The 25,141-nt window shown below is 75.0% G+C and carries 24 protein-coding genes, 1 pseudogene and 1 riboswitch; of the genes and pseudogenes, 9 read left to right on the forward strand and 16 right to left on the reverse strand.

Features of this window, described 5'->3' with window-relative positions; translation table 11 throughout:
- The first annotated feature begins 87 nt into the window (after nucleotides 1-87).
- Both ACGFZL_RS29200 and ACGFZL_RS29205 read left to right on the forward strand, forming a co-directional pair.
- Nucleotides 88-708, forward strand: coding sequence for a TIGR03086 family metal-binding protein (locus tag ACGFZL_RS29200; protein ID WP_393696212.1), 621 nt, complete (start codon nucleotides 88-90; stop codon nucleotides 706-708).
- Between the two features lie 43 nt (nucleotides 709-751).
- Nucleotides 752-1,504 carry an MBL fold metallo-hydrolase gene (locus tag ACGFZL_RS29205; protein WP_393696214.1) on the forward strand — a complete coding sequence of 251 codons (753 nt, stop codon included), beginning with the start codon at nucleotides 752-754 and terminating at the stop codon, nucleotides 1,502-1,504.
- A 13-nt stretch (nucleotides 1,505-1,517) separates the two neighbouring features.
- Here the strand turns inward: ACGFZL_RS29205 and ACGFZL_RS29210 are convergent, their stop codons facing one another.
- The 3 genes from ACGFZL_RS29210 to ACGFZL_RS29220 all read right to left on the reverse strand — a co-directional run bounded on the left by ACGFZL_RS29210 (nucleotide 1,518) and on the right by ACGFZL_RS29220 (nucleotide 4,305).
- Complete coding sequence (locus tag ACGFZL_RS29210) at nucleotides 1,518-2,975, reverse strand: peptidoglycan D,D-transpeptidase FtsI family protein (protein ID WP_393696216.1); 1,458 nt, start codon at nucleotides 2,973-2,975, stop codon at nucleotides 1,518-1,520.
- Between the two features lie 79 nt (nucleotides 2,976-3,054).
- Entirely contained in the window at nucleotides 3,055-3,528 is a 474-nt protein-coding gene (locus ACGFZL_RS29215) for a GNAT family N-acetyltransferase (RefSeq protein WP_393696218.1), read from the reverse strand.
- A 3-nt stretch (nucleotides 3,529-3,531) separates the two neighbouring features.
- On the reverse strand, nucleotides 3,532-4,305 hold the full coding sequence (locus tag ACGFZL_RS29220) for an IclR family transcriptional regulator (RefSeq protein ID WP_393696220.1): 774 nt from the start codon (nucleotides 4,303-4,305) through the stop codon (nucleotides 3,532-3,534).
- Between the two features lie 134 nt (nucleotides 4,306-4,439).
- Between ACGFZL_RS29220 and ACGFZL_RS29225 the strand changes: the two genes are divergently transcribed.
- The 4 genes from ACGFZL_RS29225 to ACGFZL_RS29240 all read left to right on the forward strand — a co-directional run bounded on the left by ACGFZL_RS29225 (nucleotide 4,440) and on the right by ACGFZL_RS29240 (nucleotide 8,565).
- Nucleotides 4,440-5,981 (forward strand): aldehyde dehydrogenase (NADP(+)), encoded by a 1,542-nt coding sequence (locus tag ACGFZL_RS29225; protein ID WP_393696222.1) that lies wholly within the window; start codon nucleotides 4,440-4,442, stop codon nucleotides 5,979-5,981.
- A gap of 124 nt (nucleotides 5,982-6,105) precedes the next feature.
- Nucleotides 6,106-6,615 carry a GNAT family N-acetyltransferase gene (locus ACGFZL_RS29230; protein WP_393696224.1) on the forward strand — a complete coding sequence of 170 codons (510 nt, stop codon included), beginning with the start codon at nucleotides 6,106-6,108 and terminating at the stop codon, nucleotides 6,613-6,615.
- Nucleotides 6,616-6,706: 91 nt separating this feature from the next.
- Nucleotides 6,707-7,420, forward strand: a complete 714-nt coding sequence (locus ACGFZL_RS29235) for a DsbA family oxidoreductase (protein WP_355175128.1) — start codon at nucleotides 6,707-6,709, stop codon at nucleotides 7,418-7,420.
- 59 nt (nucleotides 7,421-7,479) lie between these two features.
- Nucleotides 7,480-8,565 carry an aminotransferase class V-fold PLP-dependent enzyme gene (locus ACGFZL_RS29240; protein WP_393696226.1) on the forward strand — a complete coding sequence of 362 codons (1,086 nt, stop codon included), beginning with the start codon at nucleotides 7,480-7,482 and terminating at the stop codon, nucleotides 8,563-8,565.
- Between the two features lie 91 nt (nucleotides 8,566-8,656).
- On the opposite strand, the gene thpD is transcribed toward ACGFZL_RS29240, so the two are convergent.
- From thpD to ACGFZL_RS29265, 5 genes are all read right to left on the reverse strand, one after another.
- Nucleotides 8,657-9,535: an ectoine hydroxylase gene (gene thpD, locus ACGFZL_RS29245; RefSeq protein ID WP_393696319.1), complete on the reverse strand. Its 879-nt coding sequence runs from the start codon at nucleotides 9,533-9,535 to the stop codon at nucleotides 8,657-8,659.
- Between the two features lie 51 nt (nucleotides 9,536-9,586).
- The gene (locus ACGFZL_RS29250; RefSeq protein WP_355174920.1) at nucleotides 9,587-9,985 is read right to left on the reverse strand and encodes an ectoine synthase; all 399 of its coding nucleotides are present in this window, start codon (nucleotides 9,983-9,985) and stop codon (nucleotides 9,587-9,589) included.
- 49 nt (nucleotides 9,986-10,034) lie between these two features.
- On the reverse strand, nucleotides 10,035-11,306 hold the full coding sequence (ectB, locus tag ACGFZL_RS29255) for a diaminobutyrate--2-oxoglutarate transaminase (RefSeq protein WP_355174918.1): 1,272 nt from the start codon (nucleotides 11,304-11,306) through the stop codon (nucleotides 10,035-10,037).
- Between the two features lie 61 nt (nucleotides 11,307-11,367).
- On the reverse strand, nucleotides 11,368-11,880 hold the full coding sequence (gene ectA / locus ACGFZL_RS29260; protein ID WP_393696228.1) for a diaminobutyrate acetyltransferase: 513 nt from the start codon (nucleotides 11,878-11,880) through the stop codon (nucleotides 11,368-11,370).
- Between the two features lie 296 nt (nucleotides 11,881-12,176).
- Nucleotides 12,177-13,289 carry an aminotransferase class V-fold PLP-dependent enzyme gene (locus ACGFZL_RS29265; RefSeq protein WP_393696230.1) on the reverse strand — a complete coding sequence of 371 codons (1,113 nt, stop codon included), beginning with the start codon at nucleotides 13,287-13,289 and terminating at the stop codon, nucleotides 12,177-12,179.
- Nucleotides 13,290-13,432: 143 nt separating this feature from the next.
- Between ACGFZL_RS29265 and ACGFZL_RS29270 the strand changes: the two genes are divergently transcribed.
- Together ACGFZL_RS29270 and ACGFZL_RS29275 are read left to right on the forward strand one after the other, a co-directional pair.
- Nucleotides 13,433-14,524, forward strand: a complete 1,092-nt coding sequence (locus ACGFZL_RS29270) for an amidohydrolase family protein (protein ID WP_393696232.1) — start codon at nucleotides 13,433-13,435, stop codon at nucleotides 14,522-14,524.
- 186 nt (nucleotides 14,525-14,710) lie between these two features.
- Nucleotides 14,711-15,640 (forward strand): SCO1860 family LAETG-anchored protein, encoded by a 930-nt coding sequence (locus ACGFZL_RS29275; protein WP_355174910.1) that lies wholly within the window; start codon nucleotides 14,711-14,713, stop codon nucleotides 15,638-15,640.
- A gap of 14 nt (nucleotides 15,641-15,654) precedes the next feature.
- Here ACGFZL_RS29275 and cobC read toward each other — a convergent pair whose 3' ends face one another.
- Nucleotides 15,655-16,704, reverse strand: a complete 1,050-nt coding sequence (gene cobC, locus ACGFZL_RS29280; protein ID WP_393696235.1) for an Rv2231c family pyridoxal phosphate-dependent protein CobC — start codon at nucleotides 16,702-16,704, stop codon at nucleotides 15,655-15,657.
- A gap of 56 nt (nucleotides 16,705-16,760) precedes the next feature.
- A pseudogene (locus tag ACGFZL_RS29285) lies at nucleotides 16,761-17,171 on the reverse strand (cobalamin biosynthesis protein); the annotation flags it as partial.
- A gap of 50 nt (nucleotides 17,172-17,221) precedes the next feature.
- On the opposite strand from ACGFZL_RS29285, the gene ACGFZL_RS29290 reads away from it, so the two are divergent.
- Nucleotides 17,222-17,950, forward strand: a complete 729-nt coding sequence (locus ACGFZL_RS29290; protein WP_355174906.1) for a ZIP family metal transporter — start codon at nucleotides 17,222-17,224, stop codon at nucleotides 17,948-17,950.
- A 20-nt stretch (nucleotides 17,951-17,970) separates the two neighbouring features.
- Here the strand turns inward: ACGFZL_RS29290 and ACGFZL_RS29295 are convergent, their stop codons facing one another.
- From ACGFZL_RS29295 to ACGFZL_RS29320, 6 genes are all read right to left on the reverse strand, one after another.
- A complete protein-coding gene (locus tag ACGFZL_RS29295) occupies nucleotides 17,971-19,335 on the reverse strand; it encodes a cobyrinate a,c-diamide synthase (RefSeq protein ID WP_393696237.1) in 1,365 nt (454 codons plus the stop codon).
- Complete coding sequence (gene cobO, locus ACGFZL_RS29300; RefSeq protein ID WP_393696239.1) at nucleotides 19,332-19,931, reverse strand: cob(I)yrinic acid a,c-diamide adenosyltransferase; 600 nt, start codon at nucleotides 19,929-19,931, stop codon at nucleotides 19,332-19,334. Before cobO ends, ACGFZL_RS29295 begins: the two co-directional genes overlap by 4 nt.
- The gene (locus ACGFZL_RS29305; protein WP_393696241.1) at nucleotides 19,931-21,970 is read right to left on the reverse strand and encodes a putative cobaltochelatase; all 2,040 of its coding nucleotides are present in this window, start codon (nucleotides 21,968-21,970) and stop codon (nucleotides 19,931-19,933) included. Before ACGFZL_RS29305 ends, cobO begins: the two co-directional genes overlap by 1 nt.
- On the reverse strand, nucleotides 21,967-23,562 hold the full coding sequence (locus ACGFZL_RS29310) for a cobyric acid synthase (RefSeq protein ID WP_393696243.1): 1,596 nt from the start codon (nucleotides 23,560-23,562) through the stop codon (nucleotides 21,967-21,969). Before ACGFZL_RS29310 ends, ACGFZL_RS29305 begins: the two co-directional genes overlap by 4 nt.
- 16 nt (nucleotides 23,563-23,578) lie before the next feature.
- Nucleotides 23,579-24,562, reverse strand: a complete 984-nt coding sequence (locus tag ACGFZL_RS29315; RefSeq protein WP_393696245.1) for a cobalamin biosynthesis protein — start codon at nucleotides 24,560-24,562, stop codon at nucleotides 23,579-23,581.
- Nucleotides 24,563-24,684: 122 nt separating this feature from the next.
- Nucleotides 24,685-24,761: riboswitch (cobalamin riboswitch) on the reverse strand.
- Between the two features lie 150 nt (nucleotides 24,762-24,911).
- Nucleotides 24,912-25,133, reverse strand: coding sequence for a hypothetical protein (locus ACGFZL_RS29320; protein WP_393696247.1), 222 nt, complete (start codon nucleotides 25,131-25,133; stop codon nucleotides 24,912-24,914).
- Nucleotides 25,134-25,141 lie beyond the last annotated feature (8 nt).

A 25,141-nucleotide genomic window follows, 5' to 3' on the forward strand; every position in this document is an offset into this window, starting at 1 on the left:
AGTCCGGCGGCCGGCCTCGGTCCTTCTTCCTAGAAAGCACCGTCCGCCTCGCGGAGCGCAGCCCGCGACGACCCCAGGGAGCAGTCCATGGCCTCGGAAACGACCGCCGGTGACCCCGTCCTCGACCTCGGCCCGCAGGCCCGGATCGTGGCCCGGCTCGCCGAGCGCGTGCCCGACGAGCGGCTCGCCGACCCCACCCCCTGCCCCGACCTGACGGTACGCAACCTGCTCGGCCACCTGACCCACCTGGCCACCGCCTTCCGCGACGCCGGACGCAAGGACCTCGGGCCCACCACCGACACCAACCCCGGCGCCGTCACGCCGGACATCGGACCTGGCTGGCGCGAGGAGCTGCCCCGGGTCCTCGACGAGCTGGCCGAGGCCTGGCGCGACCCCGAGGCGTGGACCGGCATGACCCGGGCCGGCGGCGTCGACCTGCCGGGCCCGGTGGCCGGCGCGGTCGCGGCCGACGAGCTGCTGATCCACGGCTGGGACCTGGCCCGCGCCACCGGCCAGGAGTACACGCCGGACGAGGGCGCGCTGCGCAGCGCCCTGACCTTCCTGACCGCGGCGGCCGAGGACCCCGGCCGCGACGACAGCGGGGGCGGGCTGTTCGGCCCGGTCGTCCGGGTCCCCGCCGACGCCCCGCTCCTCGACCGGGCCCTGGGCCTGAGCGGTCGCGACCCGGGCTGGACGCGGCCCGCCTGAACCGGAGGGCGGAGATCCCCGGCCGGCCCGTACGCTCCGCCGTATGGCCCTCACCCTCACCGTCCTCGGCACCGCCGCCCCGCACCCGGGCCCGGGCCGCCCCTGCTCCGGTCACCTGCTGCGCGGCGGGGGCGCCCAGGTGTGGGTGGACGCCGGCACCGGCACCTTCGCCGAGTTGCAGCGGCACGCCGACCCGGCCCGGCTCGACGCCATCTGGATCTCCCACCTGCACGCCGACCACAGCGCCGACCTGCTCGCCGCCGTCTACGGACTCGCCTACGGCGGGCTGACGCCGCCCGCGCCGGTGCCGGTGTACGCCCCGGCGGACTGCGCCGCGCGCCTCGCGGGCTTCTTCGGCCGCCCGGACGCCGGCTTCCTCGCGCCGGTGCTCGACTTCCGGCCGCTGCACGACGGCCACACCGTCCGCCTCGGCGGCCTGACCCTGACCTCGCACGCCGTCCGGCACGACACCGAGGCGTACGGGCTGCGCGCCGAGTGCGGCGGCCGGGTGCTGGCGTACTCCGGGGACAGCGGCCCCTGCCCGGCCCTCACCGACCTGGCCCGGGACGCCGACGTGTTCCTCTGCGAGGCCGACATCGACGCGCCCGGTCCGGACGAGCAGGTGCACCTCACACCCGAGGACGCCGGGCGCACCGCCCGCGCCGCCGGCGCCCGGCGCCTGCTGGTCACGCACGTCGGGCCGACGCTGACCCCCGAGGCGGCGACGGCCCGCGCCGCCGAGGCGTTCGGCGGGCCGACGGACACCGCGCGCGAGGGCCGCGTCACCGAGGTCTGAGCCATGGGCGGCGTCAGTCCTTCAGCGCCGCCCGCATCATCGCCTTGGCGACCGGGGCCGCCAGGCCGTTGCCGCTCACCTCGGAGCGGGCCGCGTTCGACTGCTCCACGATCACGGCCACGGCGACCTCCTTGTCCGAGGAGGCGGACTTGGCGTAGGAGGTGAACCAGGCGTACGGCGTCTTGCTGTTCCTCTCGCCGTGCTGGGCCGTGCCGGTCTTGCCGCCGACCGTGGCGCCCGGGATCCGCGCGTTCGTGCCCGTGCCGTCCTCGACCACCGTCTGCATCGCCGACTGGAGCTGCCGGGCGGTGTCCGAGCTGACGATCCGCCGGGTGTCCGGGTCGTCGTCGTAGTCCTCCAGGACATTGCTGTCGCCGTCCGTGAGCTGCGCGACCATGTGCGGCGAGACCAGCTCACCGTCATTGGCTATGGCCGCGGAGACCATGGCCATCTGGAGCGGCGTCGCCGTCACGTCGTACTGCCCGATGCCGGTGAGCGCGGTGGAGGAGCGGTCCATGTCCTTCGGGTACGTGCTCGGGTAGGCGCGCACCGGTATGTCCTGCTTCTCGTCGTTGAACCCGAACTTCTCCGCCGTCGCGCGCACCTTTTCCTGGCCGAGGTCGGCGGCCATCTTCGCGAAGACGTTGTTGCAGGAGTACTGGAGCGCGACGCGGATCGGGGCGTTCTCGCACGGGGCGCTCGGGTTCTCGTTCGACAGGTCCCTCGTGGTGCCCGGCAGCCGGTACGGGTCCGGGCTCCGCGTGCCCTCGTCCACCGAGTCGTACAGCCCGTCCTCCAGCGCGGCGGCGGCCACCACCAGCTTGAACGTCGAGCCGGGCGGCAGCGGCTGGCGCAGCGCCCGGTTGGTCAGCGGCTTCTCCGGGTCCGCGTTGAGCTTCTGCCAGGCCTCACCGGCGCTGTTGGCGTCGGTCAGCGAGGAGGGGTCGTACGACGGGGTGGACACCACGCCGAGGACGCGGCCGGTCTTCGGGTCGATGGCGACGGCCGCGCCCTTCTTGTCGCCCAGCGCGTCCATGCCCGCCTTCTGCACGGCCGGGTCGATGGTCGTCAGCACGTTGCCCGGGGCCGCCCGCTCGCCGGTGACCGTGTCCATGACGCTCTTGAGCCGGGGATCCGTGCCGTTGAGCAGGTCCTGGTAGATGCCCTCCAGTTGGGTCGGCGCGTACGCCTGCGAGGCGTAGCCGGTCACCGCCGCGTACCGCTCGCCGTCCGGGTAGGTGCGCTTGTAGGCGAGGTCGCCGTCCTCCGTCCGTGCCGATCCGGTGACCGGGCGGCCGGCCACGACGATGTTCCCGAGCGGCCCCGCGTACGTCGCGATCGCGTTGCGCCGGTTGTCCTTGTCTTCCGCGAGCGCCTGTCCGTCGTAGAACTGCACCCAGGTCGCCCTGACCAGCAGAGCGAACACCAGGAGCAGGGTGAAGACGGATGCGCGCCTGATCGTCTTGTTCATCCCGCTGACAAGACGAACGGGGGTGTGGTGGTCGTTCCCTTGTGCGGTCTTTTCTCATCATCCGTTCATGAGGTGCGCATCACGAGGTGAGGTGCAGCACGATCTCGTCGATCTCCACGCCGCGCGCCGGCGCGAAACCCCGGTCCGCGGCGCTCACCTCGAAGCCGCACTTCGCCAGCACCCGCAGCGAACCGGCGTTGTCCGCCGCCGCCCGCGCGTACAGCGGGCGCTCCGGCACCTCGGCGAGCAGGCCGCGCAGCGCGGCGGTGGCCACGCCCCGGCCCCAGTACGCCCGGTCCACCCAGTACGTCACCTCGCGCTCGCCCGGCTCGCCGTACACCGCGGCGCTGCCCACCACGTCCCCGTCGGCGAGGACGGTGCGGTTCACCACGCCGCCGTCGGCCCTGATCCGCGCCCAGTGGGCCGCGAAGACGTCCCAGTCGGCCGGGTCCTCGGGGGTGAAGGCCGCCATGTGCAGGGCCACCGGGTCGTTGAGCTGGCGGAAGAAGACCGGCAGGTCGCTGTCGTGGACCTCGCGCAACGTGATCAGCATGCCTCAGAGCGTACGGGTGGCCAGTGACAGCCGGTCCCGGGCGTCGAGCAGCGCGTCCTTCACCGTCTGCTCGTGCGCGGGCGTCAGCCGCGCCACCGGCACCGAGCAGCTGACCGCGTCCCGCGCGGGAGTGCGGTAGGGGATCGCCACGCCGAAGCAGCGCAGGCCGAGGGTGTTCTCCTCGCGGTCCACGGCGTAGCCCCGCTCCCGTACCTGGTGCAGCTCCTCGATGAGCCGCTCCCGGTCGGTGAGGGTGTGCTCGGTGAGCGCGGGCAGCGTCTCCGGGAGCAGCGCGCGGACCTGCTCGTCGGTGTGGGTGCTCAGCAGCGCCTTGCCGAGGGCCGTGGAGTGGGCGGGCAGCCGGCGGCCGACGCGGGTGAAGGGGCGCAGGTAGTGCTGGGACTGCCGGGTGGCCAGGTACACGACGTTCGTGCCGTCGAGGCGGGCGAGGTGGACGGTCTCCGTGGTGTCCTCGGCGAGCCGGTCAAGGGCCGGCCGGGCGGCGGCCACCACCTCGTCGCCGTCGATGTAGGAGGTGCCGACCAGCAGCGCCCGCACCCCGATGCCGTACCGCGTGCCGGTGGCGTCGGTCTCCACCCAGCCCAGCTCCACCAGCGTGCGCAGCAGCATGTAGAGGCTGGACTTGGGATAGCCGACGGCCTCCTGGACCGAGGCGAGGGTGTGCATGCCGGGGCGGGCCGCGAAGTACTCGAGCAGCTCCACCGTCCGCACCGCCGACTTGACCTGCGCCCCGCCGCCCGCCTCGCTCGCCGACATCGCCCTTGACCCCTTCGTTCGACGGGAAATAGTCTCCGATCTCCGAGCGTGTTCAGCATCAGAGACAGCGTTCAGTATATCGAACGTCCCTGGTGGGGCGGGCGGCCTGCTGGACCTGCCGGAAGGGATCCGCGGTGACAGCAGCACCGGTCGCAGCACCAGTCTGGAGTGTCGACCCCCGAACCGGGAAGCGGCGGGAGCAGGTCGCGGTGGAGGCCACGGACCGGGTGGTGGACGCCGCGGTGCGCGCCGCGCACGAGGCGCGGGGCGCGCTCGCCGACCGCGCGGTCCGCGCCGCCTTCCTGCGCACCGCCGCCGACCGCCTCGACGCCGCCGGGGAGGAGCTGGTCGCGGCGGCCGACGCCGAGACCGCGCTCGGCGGGACCCGGCTCACCGGCGAACTGGCCCGCACCTGCTACCAGTTGCGCGCCTTCGCGGACCTGGTCGAGGAGGGCGCCTTCCTCGACGTGGTCATCGACCACCCCGACGCCACCGCCACCCCGCCCGTCCCGGACCTGCGCCGCTACAAGGTCCCGCTCGGCGTCGTCGCCGTCTGGGCGGCCTCCAACTTCCCCTTCGCCTTCTCCGTGCCCGGCGGCGACACCGCGAGCGCCCTCGCGGCCGGCTGCCCGGTCGTCGTCAAGGCCCACCCCGACCATCCGGCCCTGTCGGAGCGGGTCGCGGCGGTGCTGCGCGGGGCCGCCGCGGAACACGGCGTCCCCGAGGGCGTCCTCGGCCTGGTGCACGGCTTCGACGCCGGCCTGGAACTGATCCGGCACCCGCTCGTCGCCGCCGCCGGGTTCACCGGGTCGGTCAGGGGCGGCCGGGCGCTGTTCGACGCGGCGGCGGCGCGGCCGGTGCCGATCCCGTTCCACGGCGAGCTGGGCTCGCTCAACCCCGTGCTGGTCACCGAGGGGGCCGCCGCCGAACGGGCCGACGCCATCGGTGGCGGGCTGGCCGGCTCGATGACGCTGGGCGTCGGGCAGTTCTGTGTGAAGCCGGGTCTGGTCCTGGTGCCGGCCGGGGCGGCGGGGGACGGTGTGGTCAAGTCCCTGGCCGAGGCCGTCGCCGCCACCGGGGAGGGCGTCCTCCTCGATCACCGGATGCGGGAGAACGTCGTCGCCGGCGTCGCCGAGCGGACCGCCCTGCCGGACGTCGAGGCGCCGGTGGCGCCGGGACCGGCCGGCGAGCACACGGTCGGCGCCGGCTTCCTCACCGTGCCGGCCGCCCGGCTGGCCGAGGGGGACGGCCACGCGCTGCTCCTGGAGGAGTGCTTCGGCCCGGTCACCGTCGTCGCCCGCTACGCCGGCGACGCCGAGGCCGGGGCGGTGCTCGCCCGGCTGCCGGGAAGCCTCACGGCCACGGTGCACCTCTCCGCCGCCGAGGCCGCCGGGCAGGGGCGCGGGGCGGGGCTGCTGGCGGAACTGACCTCGCTGGCCGGCCGGGTCCTGGTCGACGGCTGGCCCACCGGCGTCGCCGTCGCGCCGGCCCAGCACCACGGCGGCCCGTACCCGGCGACCACCTCGACGTCCACCTCGGTGGGCGGCACGGCCATCGAACGCTGGCTGCGCCCCGTGGCGTACCAGGGCGCCCCGGAGGCGCTGCTGCCGCCCGAGCTGCGGGACGACAACCCGCTGGGCCTGCCGCGCCGGTACGACGGGCGGCTGGAGCGGTAGCCCCGGGCGGGCGGTCACGGGCCGGCACGGGGGCGGGCGGTCACGGGCGGCGCGGGGGGCCGGCCGAGTTGTGGACGCCGGCTTCCCCGGGAACCAGTGCCGGGGCCCCGGCGTCCTCCGTCGCATGATCGACGACCACCGCAGTGACGCCCTCGTGATCCGCGACGCCCGGACCGCCGACATCGAGGCGATAGCCGGCCTGCACGTGCGGGCCCGGGCGACCTACTACCCCGACGGCCTCCCGGACGACGACCACGACTGGGGCGCCGCCTGGCGCGCCGCCGTCGAACGCCCCGACGGGCAGGTGCTCTGCGCCGAGCGGGGCGGACGGCTGATCGGGATCGCCTCCTTCCGGCCCCCGGAGGGCGCGGCGCCGGACACCGTCAAGCTCTTCCAGTTCCATGTCGACCCGGCCCACTGGCGCGCCGGCGTCGGCACCGCCCTGCACGCCGCCTGCGTCGAGCGGTGGCGGGCCGGCGGGCGGCGCACGGCCGTCCTCGACGTGCACGTCGACAACCGGCGCGCCCAGGCGTTCTACGCCCGCCAGGGCTGGCTCCCCGACCCGGCGAACCCGCCCGCGCCGGACGCCCACCACCTGGACCTGCGCTATGCGGTGCCGGTCGCCCGGGAGTGAAGGGGAATGAACCCGACTGATTGAACGTTCACGCACCCGGCGGAGGGAGTCTCCGCGACCGTACGACCCGAGTGAGTGAGCTTCCGTGACCCTGCGCGTCGAGATCTGGAGCGACATCGCCTGCCCCTGGTGCTATGTCGGCAAGGCCCGCTTCGAGAAGGCGCTGGCCGCCTTCCCGCACCGCGACGGCGTCGAGGTGGTGCACCGCTCCTTCGAGCTGGACCCCGGCCGCGCCAAGGGCCAGGTCGAGCCGGTGCTGGCCATGCTCACCGCCAAGTACGGCATGTCCGAGGCGCAGGCCCACGCCGGCGAGGACAACCTCGGCGCGCAGGCCGCCGCCGAGGGCCTGGACTACCGCACCCGCGACCGCGACCACGGCAGCACCTTCGACATGCACCGGCTGCTGCACCTCGCCAAGGAGGAGGGCCGCCAGGAGGCGCTGCTGGACGCCTTCTACCGGGCCAACTTCGCCGAGGAGCGGTCGGTCTACACCGACGACGAGCGGATCGCCGAGCTGGCGGTGGCCGCCGGCCTCGACGCGGACCGGGTCCGCGAGGTGCTGGCCGATCCCGACGCCTACGCCGACGCCGTCCGCGCCGACGAGCGCGAGGCCGCCGAGCTGGGCGCCACCGGTGTGCCGTTCTTCGTGCTCGACCGCGCCTACGGCGTCTCCGGCGCCCAGCCCGCCGAGGTCTTCACCCGCGCGCTGACCCAGGCGTGGGGCGAGCGGGCGCCGCTCACCCTGGTCCAGGACGGCGACGCGGCGGCCTGCGGCCCGGACGGCTGCGCGGTGCCGCAGGACTGAACCGGCAGGTCAGGGGCGTCGTATAAGCGGCCCTAAGACAGACCGCGCAGAAATCGGCAATGGACGGGGAGGTCCCGGAGCCGCACAGTGGTGCCATGGAGAGCTTCGAGAACCTCGTCCGCGCCGAGTTCGCCCCGAAGAACACCTACCTGAACACGGCCAGCACCGGCCTGCTGCCCGCCCGTACGGTCGTCGCCATGCGCGACGCGGTGGCGGGCTCGGCGGCCGGGGCGCCCACCGACATGTTCGCCGACGTGGAGGCCGCCCGGGCGGCCTTCGCCCGGCTGGCCGGCGTGCCCGCCACCCGGGTGGCGACCGGCGCCTCGGTCGCCACCTTCAGCGGCCTGGTCGCCGCCTCCCTGCCGCCGGGCGCCGAAGTCCTGACCGCCGAGGGCGACTTCAGCTCCCTGGTCAACCCCTTCCACGTCCGCGGCGACCTGAAGGTGCGGGCGGTGCCGCTGGAGCGGATCGCCGAGTCCGTCGGCCCGGACACCGCGCTGGTCGCGGTCAGCGCCGCGCAGTCCGCCGACGGCCGGGTGGCCGACCTGGTGGCGCTGCGCGAGGCCGCCCGGGCGCACGGGGCGCGGACGCTGGTCGACGCCTCCCAGTCGGCCGGCTGGCTGCCGCTGGCCGCCGGTGACTTCGACTTCGTCGCGTCCGTCGGCTTCAAGTGGCTGCTCTGCCCGCGCGGGGTGGCCTTCCTGGTCGTCCCGGAGGACTTCGGCGGGCTGACCCCGCTGTACGCCGGGTGGGCGGCCGGCGAGCACCCCTGGGACAGCTGCTACGGACCGGTCGAGGAACTCGCCCGCTCGGCACGCCGGTTCGACGAGAGCCCCGCCCTGTTCTCCTACGCCGGCGCCCGGCACTCCCTGGCCCTGGTGGAGGAGCTGGGCGTCGAGGCCGTGCACGCCCACGACACCGCGCTCGCCGACCGGTTCCGGGACGGCCTGCGCGCGCTGGGCCACGAGCCGGTGCCCGCGCCGGGGTCGGCCATCGTGTCGGTGCCCGGCCTCGGCCACCGGCAGGGCGGGCTGAGCCGGGCCGGCGTGGAGGTCTCCGACCGCGCGGGCAACCTGCGCGCGGCCTTCCACCTCTACACCACCGCCGCCGACGTGGACCGGCTCCTCGACGTGCTTTCTGATTGAGGCACACGGAAGGGCCGGGGCCTCCCGTCCCACACGAGGAGGCCCCGGCCCTTCCGGCCTGTCACGCGGTCACCGACCGGTCAGCGCGGCGTCACCGCACCGGCGTGAAGTCCCGCGCGCCGATGAAGTCCGGGCGCCGGATGGGCGCCGCGAACGGCTCGACCGCCGTGTTCTCCACGCTGTTGAACACGATGAAGACGTTGCTGCGCGGGAAGGGCGTGATGTTGTCGCCCGAGCCGTGCATGCAGTTGCAGTCGAACCAGGTCGCCGAGCCGGCCTTGCCGGTGAACAGCTTGATGCCGTACTGCGAGGCCAGGTCGGTCAGCGCCTCGTCGGAGGGCGTGCCCGCGTCCTGCATCTGCAGCGACTTCTTGTAGTTGTCCTTCGGCGTGGCCCCCGCGCACCCGAGGAACGTCCTGTGCGACCCCGGCATGATCATGAGACCGCCGTTGGTGTCGTGGTTCTCGGTCAGCGCGATCGAGACGGACACCGTCCGCATGTTGGGCAGGCCGTCCTCGGCGTGCCAGGTCTCGAAGTCCGAGTGCCAGTAGAAGCCGCTGGCGCCGAAGCCCGGCTTGACGTTGATCCGCGACTGGTGGACGTAGACGTCCGAGCCGAGGATCTGCCGGGCCCGGCCGACCACCCGCTCGTCGCGCACCAGCTTGGCGAAGACCTCGCTGATCTTGTGCACCTCGAAGACCGACCGGATCTCCTGCGACTGCTTCTCCACGATGGAGCGCTCGTCGGCGCGGATCGCCGGGTCGGCGACCAGCCGGTCCAGCTCAGCCCGGTACTCCTCGACCTCGTCGGGCCGGATGAGCTGGTCGATGGCGAGGAAGCCGTCGCGCTCGAAGGACTGCAGCTCGCCCGTCCCGATCGGGCCCGGCGTGTCCGGGCCGCCCCACACGACCGGGTCCTGCCGCGGGGTGGCCACCTCGGTGGCGCCGCGGGTGGGATACAGGTCGCCGATGGTCGGGCTCGCGGTCGGAGTCTGGGTATGCGCCTGGGTGGTCACGGTGACTCACACCTCCTCGGTGAGCAGCGGGTAGACGCCGTTCTCGTCGTGGTCCTCCCGTCCGGTGACGGGCGGGTTGAACACGCAGATGCAGCGGAAGTCCTCCTTGACCTTGAGCGTGTGCCGCTCGTGGCCGTTCAGGAGATACATCGTGCCGGGCGTGATGTGGTACGTCTTGCCGGTCTCGCGGTCGGTCAGCTCGGCGTCGCCCTCCACGCAGACGACGGCCTCGATGTGGTTCGCGTACCACATCGACGTCTCCGTACCCGCGTACAGGATCGTCTCGTGCACGGAGAAGCCGACCTTCTCCTTGGCGAGGACGATGCGCTTGCTCTCCCAGGTGCCGGACGCGGACTTCACGTGCCGGTCGGTGCCTTCGATCTCCTTGAACGAACGGACGATCACGGTGCTGCGATGCCTCCTAGATGAGGGGGGTGGTGGGGGTAGGGGGGGCTCAGGCCGTCTCGCGGACGGCGCGGGCGAGGGTGGTGAGGCCCTCGTCCAGCTCCTCGGGCGTGATGGTGAGCGCCGGGAGCAGCTTGACGACCTCGCTCTCCGGGCCGGACGTCTCGATCAGCAGACCCAGCTCGAAGGCGCGCTTGGCGACCTTCCCGGCCCGCGCCTTGTCGTGGAACTCCAGGCCCCACACGAGACCGCGCCCGCGGTACTCCTTGACGTCGGCGAGGTTCTCCTCGGTGATGGCGATCATGTGCTGCTCGACCTGCTCACCGCGGGCCCGGGTCTGCTTCTCCATCGCGGAGCCGTCGGTCCAGTACGTCTCGAGCGCGGCGGTCGCGGTGACGAAGGCCGGGTTGTTGCCGCGGAAGGTGCCGTTGTGCTCGCCCGGCTCCCAGATGTCCAGCTCCGGCTTGAACAGGCAGAGCGACATCGGCAGGCCGTAGCCGCTGATCGACTTGGAGACGGTGACGATGTCCGGCGTGACACCGGCCTCCTCGAAGGAGAAGAAGGCGCCGGTACGGCCGCAGCCCATCTGGATGTCGTCCACGATGAGCAGCATGTCCTGGCGCTCGCACAGGTCGGCCAGGGCGCGCAGCCACTCGGGCCGGGCCACGTTGATGCCGCCCTCGCCCTGCACGGTCTCCACGATCACGGCGGCCGGCTTGTTCAGGCCCGAGCCCTGGTCCTCCAGGAGCCGCTCGAACCACAGGAAGTCCTCGACCGCGCCGTCGAAGTAGTTGTCGAACGGCATCGGGGTGCCGTGCACCAGCGGGATGCCGGCGCCGGCCCGCTTGAAGGCGTTGCCGGTCACCGCGAGCGAGCCGAGCGACATGCCGTGGAAGGCGTTGGTGAAGGACACGATCGACTCGCGGCCCTTGACCTTGCGGGCCAGCTTGAGCGCGGACTCAACGGCGTTGGTGCCCGTCGGGCCCGGGAACATGACCTTGTAGGGCAGGTCGCGCGGGCGCAGCACGATGTTCTGGAAGGACTCCAGGAAGGCGCGCTTGGCCGTGGTCGACATGTCCAGGCCGTGCGTGACGCCGTCGCGCTCCAGGTAGTCGATGAGCGCGCGTTTCAGCACCGGGTTGTTGTGCCCGTAGTTGAGCGAGCCGGCCCCGGCGAAGAAGTCGAGGTACTCGTGGCCGTCCTCGTCGTACATGCGGCTGCCGTGCGCACGGTCGAAGACGGTGGGCCAGCCGCGGCAGTAGCTGCGCACCTCGGACTCGACGGTCTCGAAGACGCTGAGGTCGGGCTGGGTGATGGTCACGACGAATCGCTCCTGGGGGGTGAGGGTGAAGGTGAGGAAGTCTGGGGTGCGCCGGGCCGGGTCAGTGCCCGGTCGGCAGGGGCCCGATGCGGTACAGCACCTCGGGGTCGTGCGGCCCGTCGGGGAACACGTCCGTGGCGAACAGCACCTCGCGCTCGAGGGCGGCGCCGTTGCGCTCGGCGAAGGAGGTGAACAGCCGCTCGGAGGCGGTGTTGCCGGGGGAGATGGTGGTCTCCACGGTGGTCACCCCGCGCTCGGCGGCGGTCCGGGCGACCAGCCCGTCCAGCATCGCGGCGGCCAGCCGGCGCCCGCGCTGGGCCTCGTCCACCGCCACCTGCCACACCAGCAGGGTGTCGGGGCGGTCCGGGCGCACATACGCGGTGACGAAACCGACCGGCTCACCGCGCTCGTCGCGGGCGACGGCCGAGGTGGCGGCGAAGTCGCGGCACCACAGCAGATAGGCGTAGGAGGAGTTCAGGTCGAGGACCTTCGAGTCCCGGGCTATCCGCCACAGGGCGGCACCGTCGGCCGTTCTCGGTCGGTCGATTTGCAGGTCAGCTTGCGCGGCGGTCATGCAAATCGAATTTACCCATCGCGATCCAAAAATGCATCGCCGGAGGGGGTTACGCATAGCGAGGTCGTATGTTATCTCGCGTGCGCGGTGCGAGCGGATTATGGGCGGATTGCGCCCGTTATGTGCGGGGCAAAACGGGCGTCATGTGTAACGGGTCACAGTCATGTAACCCGCTCGAAATCCAGGTGTTTACCGCCTGGAATCCCGGGCAGAAGCTTATGGGAAGCCAATCCCGAGGTAATTCCTCGCTTTCATCGGCCGGTTATTCGCCGGAGAATCCGGAATTGGCTTCGCGTTCACATTCCGGAATCGGCGTACGTCTCGGCCACCGCCCGGTGGGCCGCCGCCACGTCGGTCGGGTGACCGCGCTCCGCCAGGGCGGCGCCCAGGGCCGCCAGCGCGCCCCGCACCACCTCGGGCGTGGCGTCCGGGCCGTAGTGGTTCACCCGGATCATCTCCTTCGCCAGCGCGCCCCCGCCCGCCGCCAGCGGCAACGCCGGTTCGGCGGCCAGGGCCGCGGCCACCAGCTCGGAGGCGTCGGCGTCCGCCGGGGCCCGCAGCGTCGTGGCCACCGGCGCCGCGTCCCGGCTCTCGTGCACGTACGGCTCCAGGCCGCCGCCCAGCGCGAGCGCACCCGCCCGGGTGGCCGCCGCCGCCGAGGCGTGCCGCGCCATGACCGTCTCCAGGCCCGCCGCCTCGATGCGCTCGACACACGCCTCCAGGGCCAGCATCTCCAGCTGCGCCGGGGCGTGCGGCAGGGCGGCGCGCCCGGCGTCCAGCCAGCGCTCCTTCCAGTCGAGCAGGGAGAGGTAGGAGCGGCGCGGCGCCCGCGGATTGGCCGCCATCCGCGCCCACGCCCGCTCGCTCACCGACACCGCCGACACGCCCGCCGGGCCACCCATCGCCTTCTGCGCCCCGATGACGCACAGGTCCACGCCCCAGGCGTCCGGCAGCACCGGCTCCGCGCCGACCGACGCGACCGCGTCCAGGTAGAACAGCGCGCCCTGCGCCCGCACCGTCTCGCCGATCTCCGCGACCGGGTTGGTGTTGCCGGTGGCCGCCTCCGCGTGCACCAGGGACACGAAGTCGATCTCCGGGTGCGCGGCGAACGCCTCGCGGACCTGGTCGGCGGTGACCGCGGTGTGGAAGGGCACGGCGAGGTCGTGCACGGTCGCTCCGCAGTCCCGCAGCCAGTCGCCGAAGGTCTGCCCGTACGGCCCGGTGACGATGTTGAGCGCGACGGTCCCGGGCCCGGCGGCGGCGCGGATCGCGCCCTCCAGCGGCAGCAGCGCCTCGCCCTGCGTGATCAGCACGTCCTGCCGGGTGCCGAGGAGCCGCGCCACCCGGTCCTCGATGGCGGCGAACCGGGCGGCGCTCAGCGGGGGGAGGTCCAGGAGGGGGTGGGTCACGGCGGTGCTCTCTCTTCGCTCGGGGAGGGGCCGGCGTACCGGGCGGTACGCGACGGACGGTCACGGCCGAGCGTAGTCCCGGCGCCCCTGACCCCGGTGACGGGTTCCACCCCTGGTCGGCGCGAGGGCCTAGGGTGCTGGGCATGAGCGAGAGTGCGGTGCTGCACGTCGAGGGGCGGGTGCTCGTCGGTCCCGACGACGTGCGCGACGAGCTGTGGGTGGTCGGCGGGCGGGTCACCTACGACCGCCCGGCCGGTGCCGCCGACGTCCGCACGGTGCGCGGCTGGGCGCTGCCCGGCCTGGTCGACGCGCACTGCCATGTCGGCCTCGACCAGCACGGCGCGGTGCCCGAGGACGTCGCCGAGAAGCAGGCGCTGACCGACCGGGAGGCCGGCACGCTGCTCATCCGGGACGCCGGCTCGCCCTCCGACACCCGCTGGATCGACGACCGCGAGGACCTGCCCAGGATCATCCGGGCCGGCCGGCACATCGCCCGCACCCGCCGCTACATCCGCAACTACGCCTGGGAGGTCGAGCCCGAGGACCTCGTCGCCTACGTCGCCCAGGAGGCCCGGCGCGGCGACGGCTGGGTCAAGCTGGTCGGCGACTGGATCGACCGCGACCTCGGCGACCTGTCCGCCTGCTGGCCGAGCGGCGCCGTGGAGGCCGCCATCGCCGAGGCGCACCGGCTCGGTGCCCGGGTCACCGCGCACTGCTTCGCCGAGGACTCGCTGCGCGACCTGGTCGAGGCCGGCATCGACTGCGTCGAGCACGCGACCGGGCTGACCGACGACACCATCCCGCTCTTCGCCGAGCGGGGTGTCGCCATCGTGCCGACCCTGGTCAACATCGCCACCTTCCCCGCGCTGGCCGACGGCGGCGAGGGCAAGTTCCCGCGCTGGTCGGCCCACCTGCGCCGGCTGCACGCCCGCCGCTACGACACCGTGCGCGGCGCCTACGACGCCGGGGTCCCCGTCTACGTCGGCACCGACGCGGGCGGCTCCCTCGCGCACGGCCTGGTCGCCGGGGAGGTCGCCGAGCTGGTCACCGCCGGGATCCCGCCCGTCGAGGCGCTGGCGGCGGCCACCTGGTCCGCGCGGAGCTGGCTCGGCCGCCCGGGGCTGACCGAGGGCGCCTCCGCCGACCTGGTGGTGTACGACGAGGACCCGCGCGCCGACGTGCGCGTGCTGGCCGCTCCGCGCCGGGTGGTGCTGCGCGGGCGGGTCGTCGGGTAGCCGGCGCGAGTGACGCGGGGGAACGCCCGTGCCGGGAGATCCGAACACGCGCGCGGAAACGCCACGATGGGGTGAAGCGGACCCGGTTCGCTGACGGCCGGGCGGGCGCGGGGACAAGCTGTGCGGGTCCCGAGCACATCGCTCATGCGTGCCCCGCACGCATGTCTCACTGGGGGTCCCACCACCTTGAACGGCAACACCTTCCGCATGCCCGCACGCCGCCTCGCCACCCTCGCGACGGCCACGGCCCTGGCCGCCGGTCCCGCGGCCCTGGCCGGCGCGGGCACCGCACACGCCACCGGCGACCAGGGCCGCGCGAGCGCCGTCGTGCTGCGCACCGGGCTCGACGTCTCCCTGCTCGACAAGAGCGTGGACCTCCCGCTCGGGGTCGCCCTCAACGAGGTGCACGCCCCCGCGAGCGCCCGGAAGACCGCGCTCACCGCGGAACTGGACGGTGTCGACAAGGGCAGGCCCTTCAGCGTGCTGCGCGCCGACGTGGCCGACGCGAAGGTGACGGTGGCCGGGGGCAGGGCCGAGGGCCGCGTCGACGTCGCCCGCGCCCGCGTCCACGTGCCGGGACTGCCGCTGCTGTCGGTCGTGGAGGTGGACCAGGTCACCTCCCGGGCGACCTGCGAGGCGGGGAAGAAGCCGGTCGCCGAGGCCGACCTGCTGGGCGCGGTGAAGGTCCTCGGCAAGAAGGTCACCCTCACCGCCGGCGGCACGACCGACGTCGAGGTCCCCGGCGTCGGCGAGGTCCGCCTCGACCTGTCGGCCACGTCGACCACGTCCCGCACGGCCGCGGCCACCGCCCTTGAGCTGACGGTCTCCATCAACCCCCTGAAGTTGAACGTCGCCGACGTCAAGGGCACCATCACCCTGGCGAAGACGACCTGCGAGACGCCGGCACCGCCGAAGACCCCGGCCGCCCAGCCACCCGCGAAGCCCACGCCGTCGGCGGAACCGACCCCCGAGGTGCAGCCGCAGGGCGAGCACTCCGACGCCGACCTGGCCGAGACGGGCGGCAGCTCGGCGACGCCGTACGTGGCCGGCGGCGCCGGGGCCCTGCTGGTGGCCGGAGCCGGCGCGCTGGCCCTCTCCCGCCGCCGCAGGGGCTGACGCCCCAGGGCGCGTCAGCCCAGCGCCCGCTCCAGCGCGCACAGGAAGCCGTCCGTCGTGGCCCGGTCCCGTACCGCCAGGCGGAGCCAGTCCTCCCCCAGGCCGGGGAAGGTGTCCCCGCGGCGGACGGCGTAGCCGAGGACGCGCAGGCGGGCGCGGACCGCGGCGGCGCCGGGCACCCGGACCAGGACGAAGGGGGCCTCGGCCGGGGTGACGACCCGCAGCCCGGCCGGGGCGAGGGCGGTCAGGCCGGTGACCAGGTGGGCGCGGTCCGCCGCGGCGCGGTGCGCGGCGTGGGCCGCCTCCGCCAGCGCCCGGGGGGCCACGCACGCCTCGGCCGCGGCCAGCGCGGGCGTGGAGACCGGCCACAGCGGCTGGGCGCGCTCCAGGGCGGCCACCGTCTCCGGCGCCGCCAGCACGTAGCCGATCCGCAGCCCCGCCAGGCCCCAGGTCTTGGTCAGGCTGCGCAGCACCACGAGCCCCGGCACGTCCGTCCGCCCGGCCAACGCCTCCCGCTCGCCCGGCACCGCGTCCATGAACGCCTCGTCCACGACGAGGGTCCGCCCGGGCCTGGCAAGGCCGCTCAGGACACCGGCCGGGTGCAGCACCGACGTCGGGTTGGTCGGGTTGCCGACCACCACCAGGTCGGCGTCCTCCGGCACGGCGGCCGGGTCGAGCCGGAAGCCGTCCCGCGCGTCGAGCAGCACCCGGCCCACCGCGTGCCCCGCGTCCCGCAGCGCCGCCTCCGGCTCCGTGAACTGCGGGTGCACCACCACCGGCCGCCGCACCTCCAGGGCGCGCGCCAGCAGCACGAACGCCTCCGCCGCGCCCGCCGTCAGCAGCACCCGCTCGACCGGCAGCCCGTGCCGCGCCGCCACCGCCGCCCGGGCCGCCCGCCCGTCCGGGTAGGCCGCGAGCGAGCCCAGCGAGTCGGCGAGGCGGGCGCGCAGCCACGCCGGGGGCGTGTCCGCGCGGACGTTCACGGCGAGGTCGACCAGCGCCGAGCCGTCGTCGCGGACCTCGGCGTCCCCGTGGTGCCGCAGATCGTGGTCCCGCGTCCTCATGCCGGTGATGATGCCCTCCGCTGTGCCGGCCCCGACCGGGGGATGGTGTCCGCGTCCCGCCGTACGACCGCGCAGGTGGCCCGCGCCGGGCGCGCCCGGGACTTCCGCTTCGGGACGATCAGCTCGCCCCCGCCGATCAGTGCCGCCGCCTCCGCCACCGACGCCGTGCCCAGCGCGGCCAGCACGGCGGGGGAGCGGCCGGGCACCGCGACGCCGGCCAGCTCCTCGGCGGCGTACGCCACCAGCGGCACGCCGAGCCGAGCGGCGGCGCCGAGGACGCCCGGCTCCCCGGCCCGCGCGTCCACGGTGGCCAGGTGGACGACCGACGCGGCGGAAAGCCCCGCCTCCCGCAGCGCCTCATCGACCAGACCCAGCACCTCCGCCACCGGCACGCCCCGCGACGCGCCGACGCCCACGACCAGCGGCCCGGTCACGACCGCGCCCCGCGCGGGCGGGCGTACCGCGATTGCCGCGTCCGGATGTGCCAAGAGGGGCCCGGATCGGATAGCAAGGGGCCATGGCGGTCTTCGTCGCGCTCGGCGCGTTCCTCATGACGCTGGCCGGCGGCTGGACGGCGCAGCGCGTCACCGACCGGCGCCACCTGGTCCTCGGCCTGGCCGGCGGCCTGATGCTGGGCGTCGTCGGCCTCGACCTGCTCCCGGAGGCGCTGCGCGCGGCGGGCACCGAGGTGTTCGGCGTGCCGGCGGCGCTGCTGCTGTTCGTCGCCGGGTTCCTCCTCGCCCATCTGGGCGAACGCCTGCTGGCCGCCCGTCGCGCCGCGCACGGCGCCGACGAGCACGGGCACCGCGCCCCCGAGGTGGGCCTGACGGCCGCCGCCGCGATGGTCGGGCACAGCGCGATGGACGGCGTGGCGATCGGCGCGGCCTTCCAGGTCGGCGGCGGCATGGGCCTCGCCGTGGCGCTGGCCGTCATCGCGCACGACTTCGCGGACGGCTTCAACACGTACACGCTGACCAGCCTGTACGGCAACGCCCGCCGCAAGGCGGTGACCATGCTGGTCGCCGACGCCTGCGCCCCGGTGCTCGGCGCGGCCTCCACCCTGCTGTTCACCATCCCCGAGGGCGCGCTCGGCGGCTACCTCGGCCTCTTCGGCGGCGTCCTGCTCTACCTCGCCGCCGCCGAGATCCTGCCCGAGGCCCACCACGAGCACCCGGCCCGCTCCACGCTGCTGTGCACGGTCGCGGGGGCGGCCTTCATCTGGCTGGTGGTCGGCCTCGCCGAGTGAGGCGCCCTGCGACCGTCCGGTCACCGGCAGCGCTCCACGAACCGCCGGGCCACGCCAGGGCCGCCCGCCCAGTGGGTGTGCAGGTAGCTGGCGTGCACGCCGTCCTGGACGAAGCCCTCCACCCGCGGCTCGGACGTGCGCAGGCCCCAGGCGGGCGACGCGCCGGCCCCCGGCTCCACGACCGTCCGGTGGAACTCGTGCCCCCGCATCCGGGTCCCGGCCGCCGCCAGCGCGCTGTCGCGGACGGCCACCGCGTCCCGGTAGCCAAGGGTCAGCCGCCCCGTCATCCGCCCGGCCGCCTCCAGCACCCCGCACATCGGCAGCCCGTCCAGCTCCCGGCACAGGTACAGCAGCCCCCCGCACTCGGCGGCCACCGGCGCGCCGCCCGCCGCGAGGTCGGCCACCGCCTTGCGCAGCGGCTCGTTGGCCGACAGCTCGGCGGCGTACACCTCGGGGAACCCGCCCCCGAGGACCAGCCCGCGCGTCCCCTCGGGCAGCGCGTCGTCCCGCAGCGGGTCGAAGACGGCGACCTCGGCCCCGGCGGCGGCCAGCAGCTCGGCGTGCTCGGCGTAGGAGAAGGTGAACGCGGGGCCGCCCGCCACGGCGACGACGGGCCGGTCCGTCGGCGCCGATACCGAGGGGGAGGGGAGGACCGACGCCGGGTCCCACGCCTCGCAGTCCAGCGCCCCCGCCCCCCGCGCCAGCGCCTCCAGCGCCGCCAGGTCGCACCCGGCGGCCACCTGCGCCGCCATCGCCGCGACGGCCTCCACCGCCGACGCCCGCCGCTCCGCGACCGGCACCAGGCCCAGGTGCCGCGAGGGCGTGTCGACCTGCGGGGCGCGCCGCAGCACGCCGAGCACCGGCACGCCCACCGACTCCATCGCGTCGCGCAGCAGCGCCTCGTGCCGGTCGGAGGCGACCTTGTTGAGGATCACGCCCCCGACCCGCACCCCGGGGTCCCAGCTCACGAAGCCGTGCACCAGGGCCGCCACCGAACGGGACTGCGAGGAGGCGTCCACCACCAGCACCACCGGCGCCCGCAGCAGCTTCGCCACGTGCGCGGTGGACGCCAGCTCGCCCTGGCCCGACACCCCGTCGTACAGCCCCATCACGCCCTCGACCACGGCGATGTCGCAGCCGCGCGACCCGTGCCGGAACAGCGGCCCCACCAGGTCGGGGCCGCACAGGTAGGCGTCCAGGTTGCGGCCCGGGCGGCCGGTGGCCAGCGCGTGGTAGCCCGGGTCGATGTAGTCCGGGCCCACCTTGTGCGGGGAGACGGCCAGTCCGCGCGCGGCGAAGGCGGCCATCAGGCCCGTGGCCACGGTGGTCTTGCCGCTGCCCGAGGCGGGCGCGGCGACCACAAGGCGCGGCACCGGCGCACTCACCACTCGATGCCCTTCTGGCCCTTCTGGCCCGCGTCCATGGGGTGCTTGACCTTCGACATGTCGGTGACGAGGTCGGCGAACTCCACCAGCGCGGCCGGGGCGTTGCGGCCGGTGATCACCACGTGCTGCGAGCCGGGCCGGTTCCGGAGCACCTCCACGACCTCGTCGGTGTCCACCCACCCCCAGTGCAGCGGGTAGGCGAACTCGTCGAGCACGTACAGCCGGTAGCGCTCGGCGGCCAGGTCCCGCTTGACCTGCTCCCAGCCCTCGCGGGCCTTCTCCTCGTTGTCCAGCTGCGCGTCGCGCTGGACCCACGACCAGCCCTCGCCCATCTTGTGCCAGTCGACGGCGCCGCCCTCGCCGGAGGCGCCGAGCACGCGCAGCGCGTTCTCCTCGCCGACCTTCCACTTCGCCGACTTGACGAACTGGAACACCCCGATCGGCCACCCCTGGTTCCAGGCGCGCAGCGCCATCCCGAAGGCGGCGGTCGACTTGCCCTTGCCGATGCCCGTGTGCACCATCACCAGCGGCCGGTTGCGGCGCTGACGGGTCGTCAGCCCGTCGTCCGGTATCACGTCCGGCTGTCCCTGCGGCATTACGCCACCCTCCTCGTCCCGGTGTCCCGTACGTCCCTGACCAGCCCGGCGATCGAGTCCGCCCGCAGCTCCTCCAGCGTCACCGCCGGGCCCCCCAGCTCGCCCGCGAGCCGCCCCGCGAGGCCGAGCCTGACCGGGCCCGCCTCGCAGTCCACGACCACGCAGGCGGTGCCCTGGACCGCGAACAGCCCCGCCGCGCGCGACGCCAGCGCCATCGGCTCGGGGCCGCCGGTGGCGCGCCCGTCGGTCACCACCACGACCAGGGGCCGCCGGGCCGGGTCCCGCAGCCGCTCCACCCGCAGCACCTCGTGCGCCGTGAGCAGCCCGGCCGCCAGCGGCGTGCGCCCCCCGGTGGGCAGCGACTCCAGGCGGGCCGCCGCCGCGTCCACGGAGGAGGTCGGGGGCAGCGCGACATCGGCGGACGAGCCGCGGAAGGTCACCAGGCCCACCTTGTCCCGCCGCTGGTAGGCGTCGAGGAGCAGCGACAGCACGGCGCCCTTGACGGCGCTCATCCGCCGCCGGGCCGCCATCGACCCCGAGGCGTCCACCACGAACAGCACGAGGTTGCCCTCGCGGCCCTCCCGGGTCGCCTGCCGCAGGTCGTCGCGCCGCACCAGCAGACCGCGCCCCGACCGGCCGCGCGCCCGCTGGTGCGGGGCCGCCGCCTGGACGGTCGCCGCCAGGTGCAGCTTGGTCAGCGTCCCGTTCGGGCGCCGGGCGCCGGTGGTCCGGCCGTGCTCGGTGCGGGCGCGCGAACGCCGCCCGGCGGCGCCCTCGCCGAGCCCCGGCACGCTCAGCACCTTGGTGCGGAAGGGCTCGGTGGCCGGGGCGGGGGTCCGCTCGCCGGCGCCGGGCGCCTGCTGCGGGCGGGGCTGCTCGGGGCCGCTCCCGGGCGCCTCGGCGCTGTCCTCACCGCGCGGTCCGCCGTCGGAGGGGCCGTCCTCCGGGGGCCGGCCGCCTCCGCCGGGCCCGTCGGGGCCGGGGCCGGGATCCGGGTCGGGGTCCTGGTCCGGGCCGTCGTCGCCGCGCTCCCCGGACTGCTCAAGCGTCTCGTCCAGCTTGTCCTCGTCCAGGCCCGGCGCGTCGAACGGGTTCCGCCGCCGCCGGTGCGGCAGGGCGAGCAGCGCGGCCTGGCGGACGTCCTCCTCCAGGACGTCCGTCCGCCCGGCCCACGCGGCCAGCGCCGTCGCCGTGCGCGCCATGACGATGTCCGCGCGCATGCCGTCGACCTCGAAGGCCGCGCAGGTCGCCGCGATCTGCCGCAGCGCCCCGTCGCCCAGCTTCACCTGGGGCAGCAGCGCCCGCGCCGCCGCGATCCGGGCCCGTACGGCGGTCTCCTCCTCGGCCCAGCGGGCGGCGAAGGCGGCCGGGTCGTCGTCGTAGGCGAGGCGCCGCCTGACCACCTCCACCCGTAGGTCCGGCTCGCGGGAGGCGGCGACCTCCACGGTCAGCCCGAACCGGTCGAGGAGCTGCGGTCGCAGCTCGCCCTCCTCCGGGTTCATGGTGCCGACCAGCAGGAAGCGCGCCGCGTGCCGCACCGAGACGCCCTCGCGCTCCACGTACGAGGCGCCCATCGCGGCGGCGTCCAGGAGCAGGTCGACCAGGTGGTCGTGGAGGAGGTTGACCTCGTCGACGTAGAGGATGCCCCGGTGCGCGTCGGCCAGCAGACCCGGCTCGAAGGCTTTCACGCCCTCCGCGAGCGCCCGCTCGATGTCCAGGGCACCGACCAGCCGGTCCTCGGAGGCGCCGACGGGCAGTTCGACCATCCGGGCCGGGCGGGACTCGCCGGCGCCGGGGACGTGCGGGCCGTCGGGGCAGCCGGGGTCGGGGGCCGCCGGGTCGCAGGAGAAGCGGCAGCCGGGGACCACGGCCACCTCGGGGATCAGCGCCGACAGGGCGCGTACCGCCGTGGACTTGGCGGTGCCCTTCTCGCCGCGCACCAGCACGCCGCCGACCGCCGGGGAGACGGCGTTGAGCAGCAGCGCGAGGCGCAGGTCGTCCTGGCCCACGACGGCCGTGAACGGGAACGGGGTGGTCACGTGGGGTCGCCCTTCAAGTCGTCCGAGTCGTCTGTCGGGTCCGATTCGTCTCTCACGTCGGTCGGTTGCACGGCCGGCGGCGGTGCCGGCGCCCCAGGGGGCACGAAGGGCAGCCCCTTCGGCGGCTCGGACTCGATGAGCCGCCACAGGGCGTCCGTGTCCGCGTGCTGCTCGACCAGATCGCCGAGCCGGTCGAGCTGCTCCTCGCGCAGCGCGGCGAACGAGGTGTCGGGGGCCGGCACGAAGCGCCGCCCCGCGGCGGCGGCCACCTCGCGCAGGAAGGCCCGCCGGAAGCCGTCCGACTCGAGTGAGCCGTGCCAGTGCGTGCCCCAGACCGCGCCGACCCGGCAGCCGTCGAGGAAGCCGTCCCCGCCGGTCACCTCGGCGACGCCGTGGTGGATCTCGTACCCCTCGACCCGCTCGCCGAGGGCCTCGCCCACCGGCCGGGTCAGGGTCTTCTCCCGCGCGAAACGCACCCGCACCGGCAGCACGCCGAGGCCGTCGACGTGCCCCTGGCGGCTCTCCACGTCGTCCTCGATGTGCTCGCCGAGCACCTGGAAGCCGCCGCAGATCCCGAGCACCGGGCGCCCCTCGGCGGCCCGGCGCACCAGCGCGTCGGCCAGGCCCCGCTCGCGCAGCCAGGCCAGCGCCCGGACCGTGCCGCGGGTGCCGGGCACGACGACGAGGTCGGCGTCGGCCAGCTCCTCGGGCCGGTCCACGAAGCGCACGACGACGCCGGGTTCGGCGGCCAGCGCGTCGACGTCGGTGAAGTTGGACATCAGCGGCACCGCGCACACCGCGACCCGCAGCACGTCCTCGCCGACCGGCGGGGCCACCGTCGACTCCCGCACGGTCCCGCGCAGCGAGACCCGGAGGCCGTCCTCCTCGTCGATGCCGAGGCCGTGCCGGAAGGGGAGGACGCCGTAGGTGTGCCGCCCGGTCAGCCCGTGCAGCATGTCCAGGCCCGGCTCCAGGAGCGAGACGTCGCCCCGGAACTTGTTGACCAGGAACCCGGCGACCAGCGCCTGGTCCTCCGGCGACAGGAGGGCCACCGTGCCGAAGAAGGAGGCGAAGACGCCCCCGCGGTCGATGTCGCCGACCACCACGACGGGCAGCCCGGCGCCCCGGGCGATGCCCATGTTGACGATGTCGGTGCGGCGCAGGTTGATCTCGGCCGGGCTGCCCGCGCCCTCGCAGATCACCGCGTCGTGGCCGGCGCGCAGCTCGGCCAGGCAGTCCAGGACCGTGCCGAGCAGCCGCTGTTGGCGCCCGCCGTGGTAGCCGCGGGCGGTCATCTCGCCGACCGGCCTGCCGAGCAGCACCACCTGGCTGCTGCGCTCGCCGCCCGGCTTCAGCAGCACCGGGTTCATCAGCGCGGTCGGCTCCAGGCGGCACGCCTGCGCCTGCATGGCCTGCGCCCGGCCGATCTCCGCGCCCTCGCGGGTCACGAAGGAGTTGAGCGACATGTTCTGCGCCTTGAACGGCGCCACCTTCACGCCCTGCCGCACCAGCCACCGGCAGATCCCGGCGGTGACCACGGACTTCCCGGCGTCCGAGGTGGTGCCGGCGACCAGCAGACCCCCACCGTTCACCACTGACCCCCACCGTTCACGATGTACGTCCCCTCCGCGTCCGTATCCGCTCCAGCGCCCGCGCGCCCGCGCCGGCCAGCACCCGGCCGCCCGCGCAGACGCCGAGCGCGAGCAGGCCCACCCGGCGGGAGAGCCGCACCGCCCGCTCGATGTCGCCGGTGCCGACGGCCCGCCCCGCGCCCCCGTTCAGCACCGGCCGGTGCTCCACCCGCCCGCCGTAGGACAGCGTCCCGCCCAGCCGCACACCGAGGGCGCCCGCGAAGGACGCCTCCACCGGACCGGCGTTGGGGCTCGGATGCCGCCCGGCGTCGGCCTGCCAGGCGGCGAGCGCGCCGCGCGGGTCGGCGCCGGACGCGGTGGCCAGCAGGGCGGTGAGCCGGGCGCCGGGCCAGCCCGCGAGGTCGTCGAGGCGGGCCGAGGCCCAGCCGAAGCGCCGGTGGCGGGGGGACTTGTGGCCGACCATGGCGTCCAGGGTGTTCACGGCCCGGAAGCCCAGCAGCCCGGGGACCCCGGCGACGGCGCCCCACACCAGCGCGCCCACCACCGCGTCCGAGGTGTTCTCCGCGACCGACTCCACCACGGCCCGGGCGATCCCGTCGGCGTCCAGCGCCTGCGGGTCCCGCCCGCACAGGTGCGGCAGCCGCTCCCGGGCCGCCTCGACGTCCCCGGCCGCCAGCGCGCGCCCGACGGCGCGGGCCTCCCGGGCCAGCGAGGTGCCGCCGACGACGGCCCAGGTGGCGGTGGCGGTCAGGGCGAGGGAGGCGGTGGGGGAGGCGCGCAGGGCGCGCGCGGCAGAGGACCCGAGCGCCGCGGCGCCACCGGCGCACACGGCGGTGTGCAGCGCGCCCCAGCCCCGGTGGTCCCGCCACAGCACCCGCTCCACGGCGCCGGCGGCCCGCCCGAACACGGCGACCGGGTGCCCGCGGCGCGGATCGCCGAGGACGAGGTCACCGAGGAGGCCGGCGGCGGCGCCGTACGCGAAGACGCGTTCGGCCCGCACGGCTCAGCCGGCCGCGGGGCGGGGGAACGGGTCGCTGGAGGTGGGCCTCGTGGGGCAGCCGCGCATGGCGTTGGGTCCTCACTCAGGGTGTCCGCGCCCTGGTTCGACGTGACCGGCGGCGAGAGTTCCTGGCTCGCGGGGCGTGTGGGGCCCCCGCTGACAGTGGCGGGACCGCGCCGGAGTCGCACCGGCTTCCTCTCCTGCCGCCGAGATGGCCCGGGCAGTCCACCACGGCCCGCGAAGACCCGTCAACTCGCCGTTGACCTGCGGCGGGGGAGTGTAAGGAGGCCCACACGCCGGGCGTGCGGGCCTCCTCGGTACTGCGCGCGTACTGCGGCTGAGCGCCGGGTCAGACGACGATCAGTTGGATCCCGTACACCACCGCGGCGGCGCAGGCCGCGAAGCACACGTAGGCGCCGGTGACCGCGAGCGTGGCCGAACCGCCCCGCGCGGCGGCCCGCTCCCGGCGGGAGAGGCCGGCGATGCCCAGGGTGAACAGGGCCACCAGGCCCACCGTGACCACGAGGCTGACGCCGAAGACGGAGCCGAGGGCCGCCCAGTCGATCTTCATCGGGGTTC

The organism is Streptomyces sp. NPDC048182, assembly GCF_043202555.1.
GTDB lineage: Bacteria > Actinomycetota > Actinomycetes > Streptomycetales > Streptomycetaceae > Streptomyces.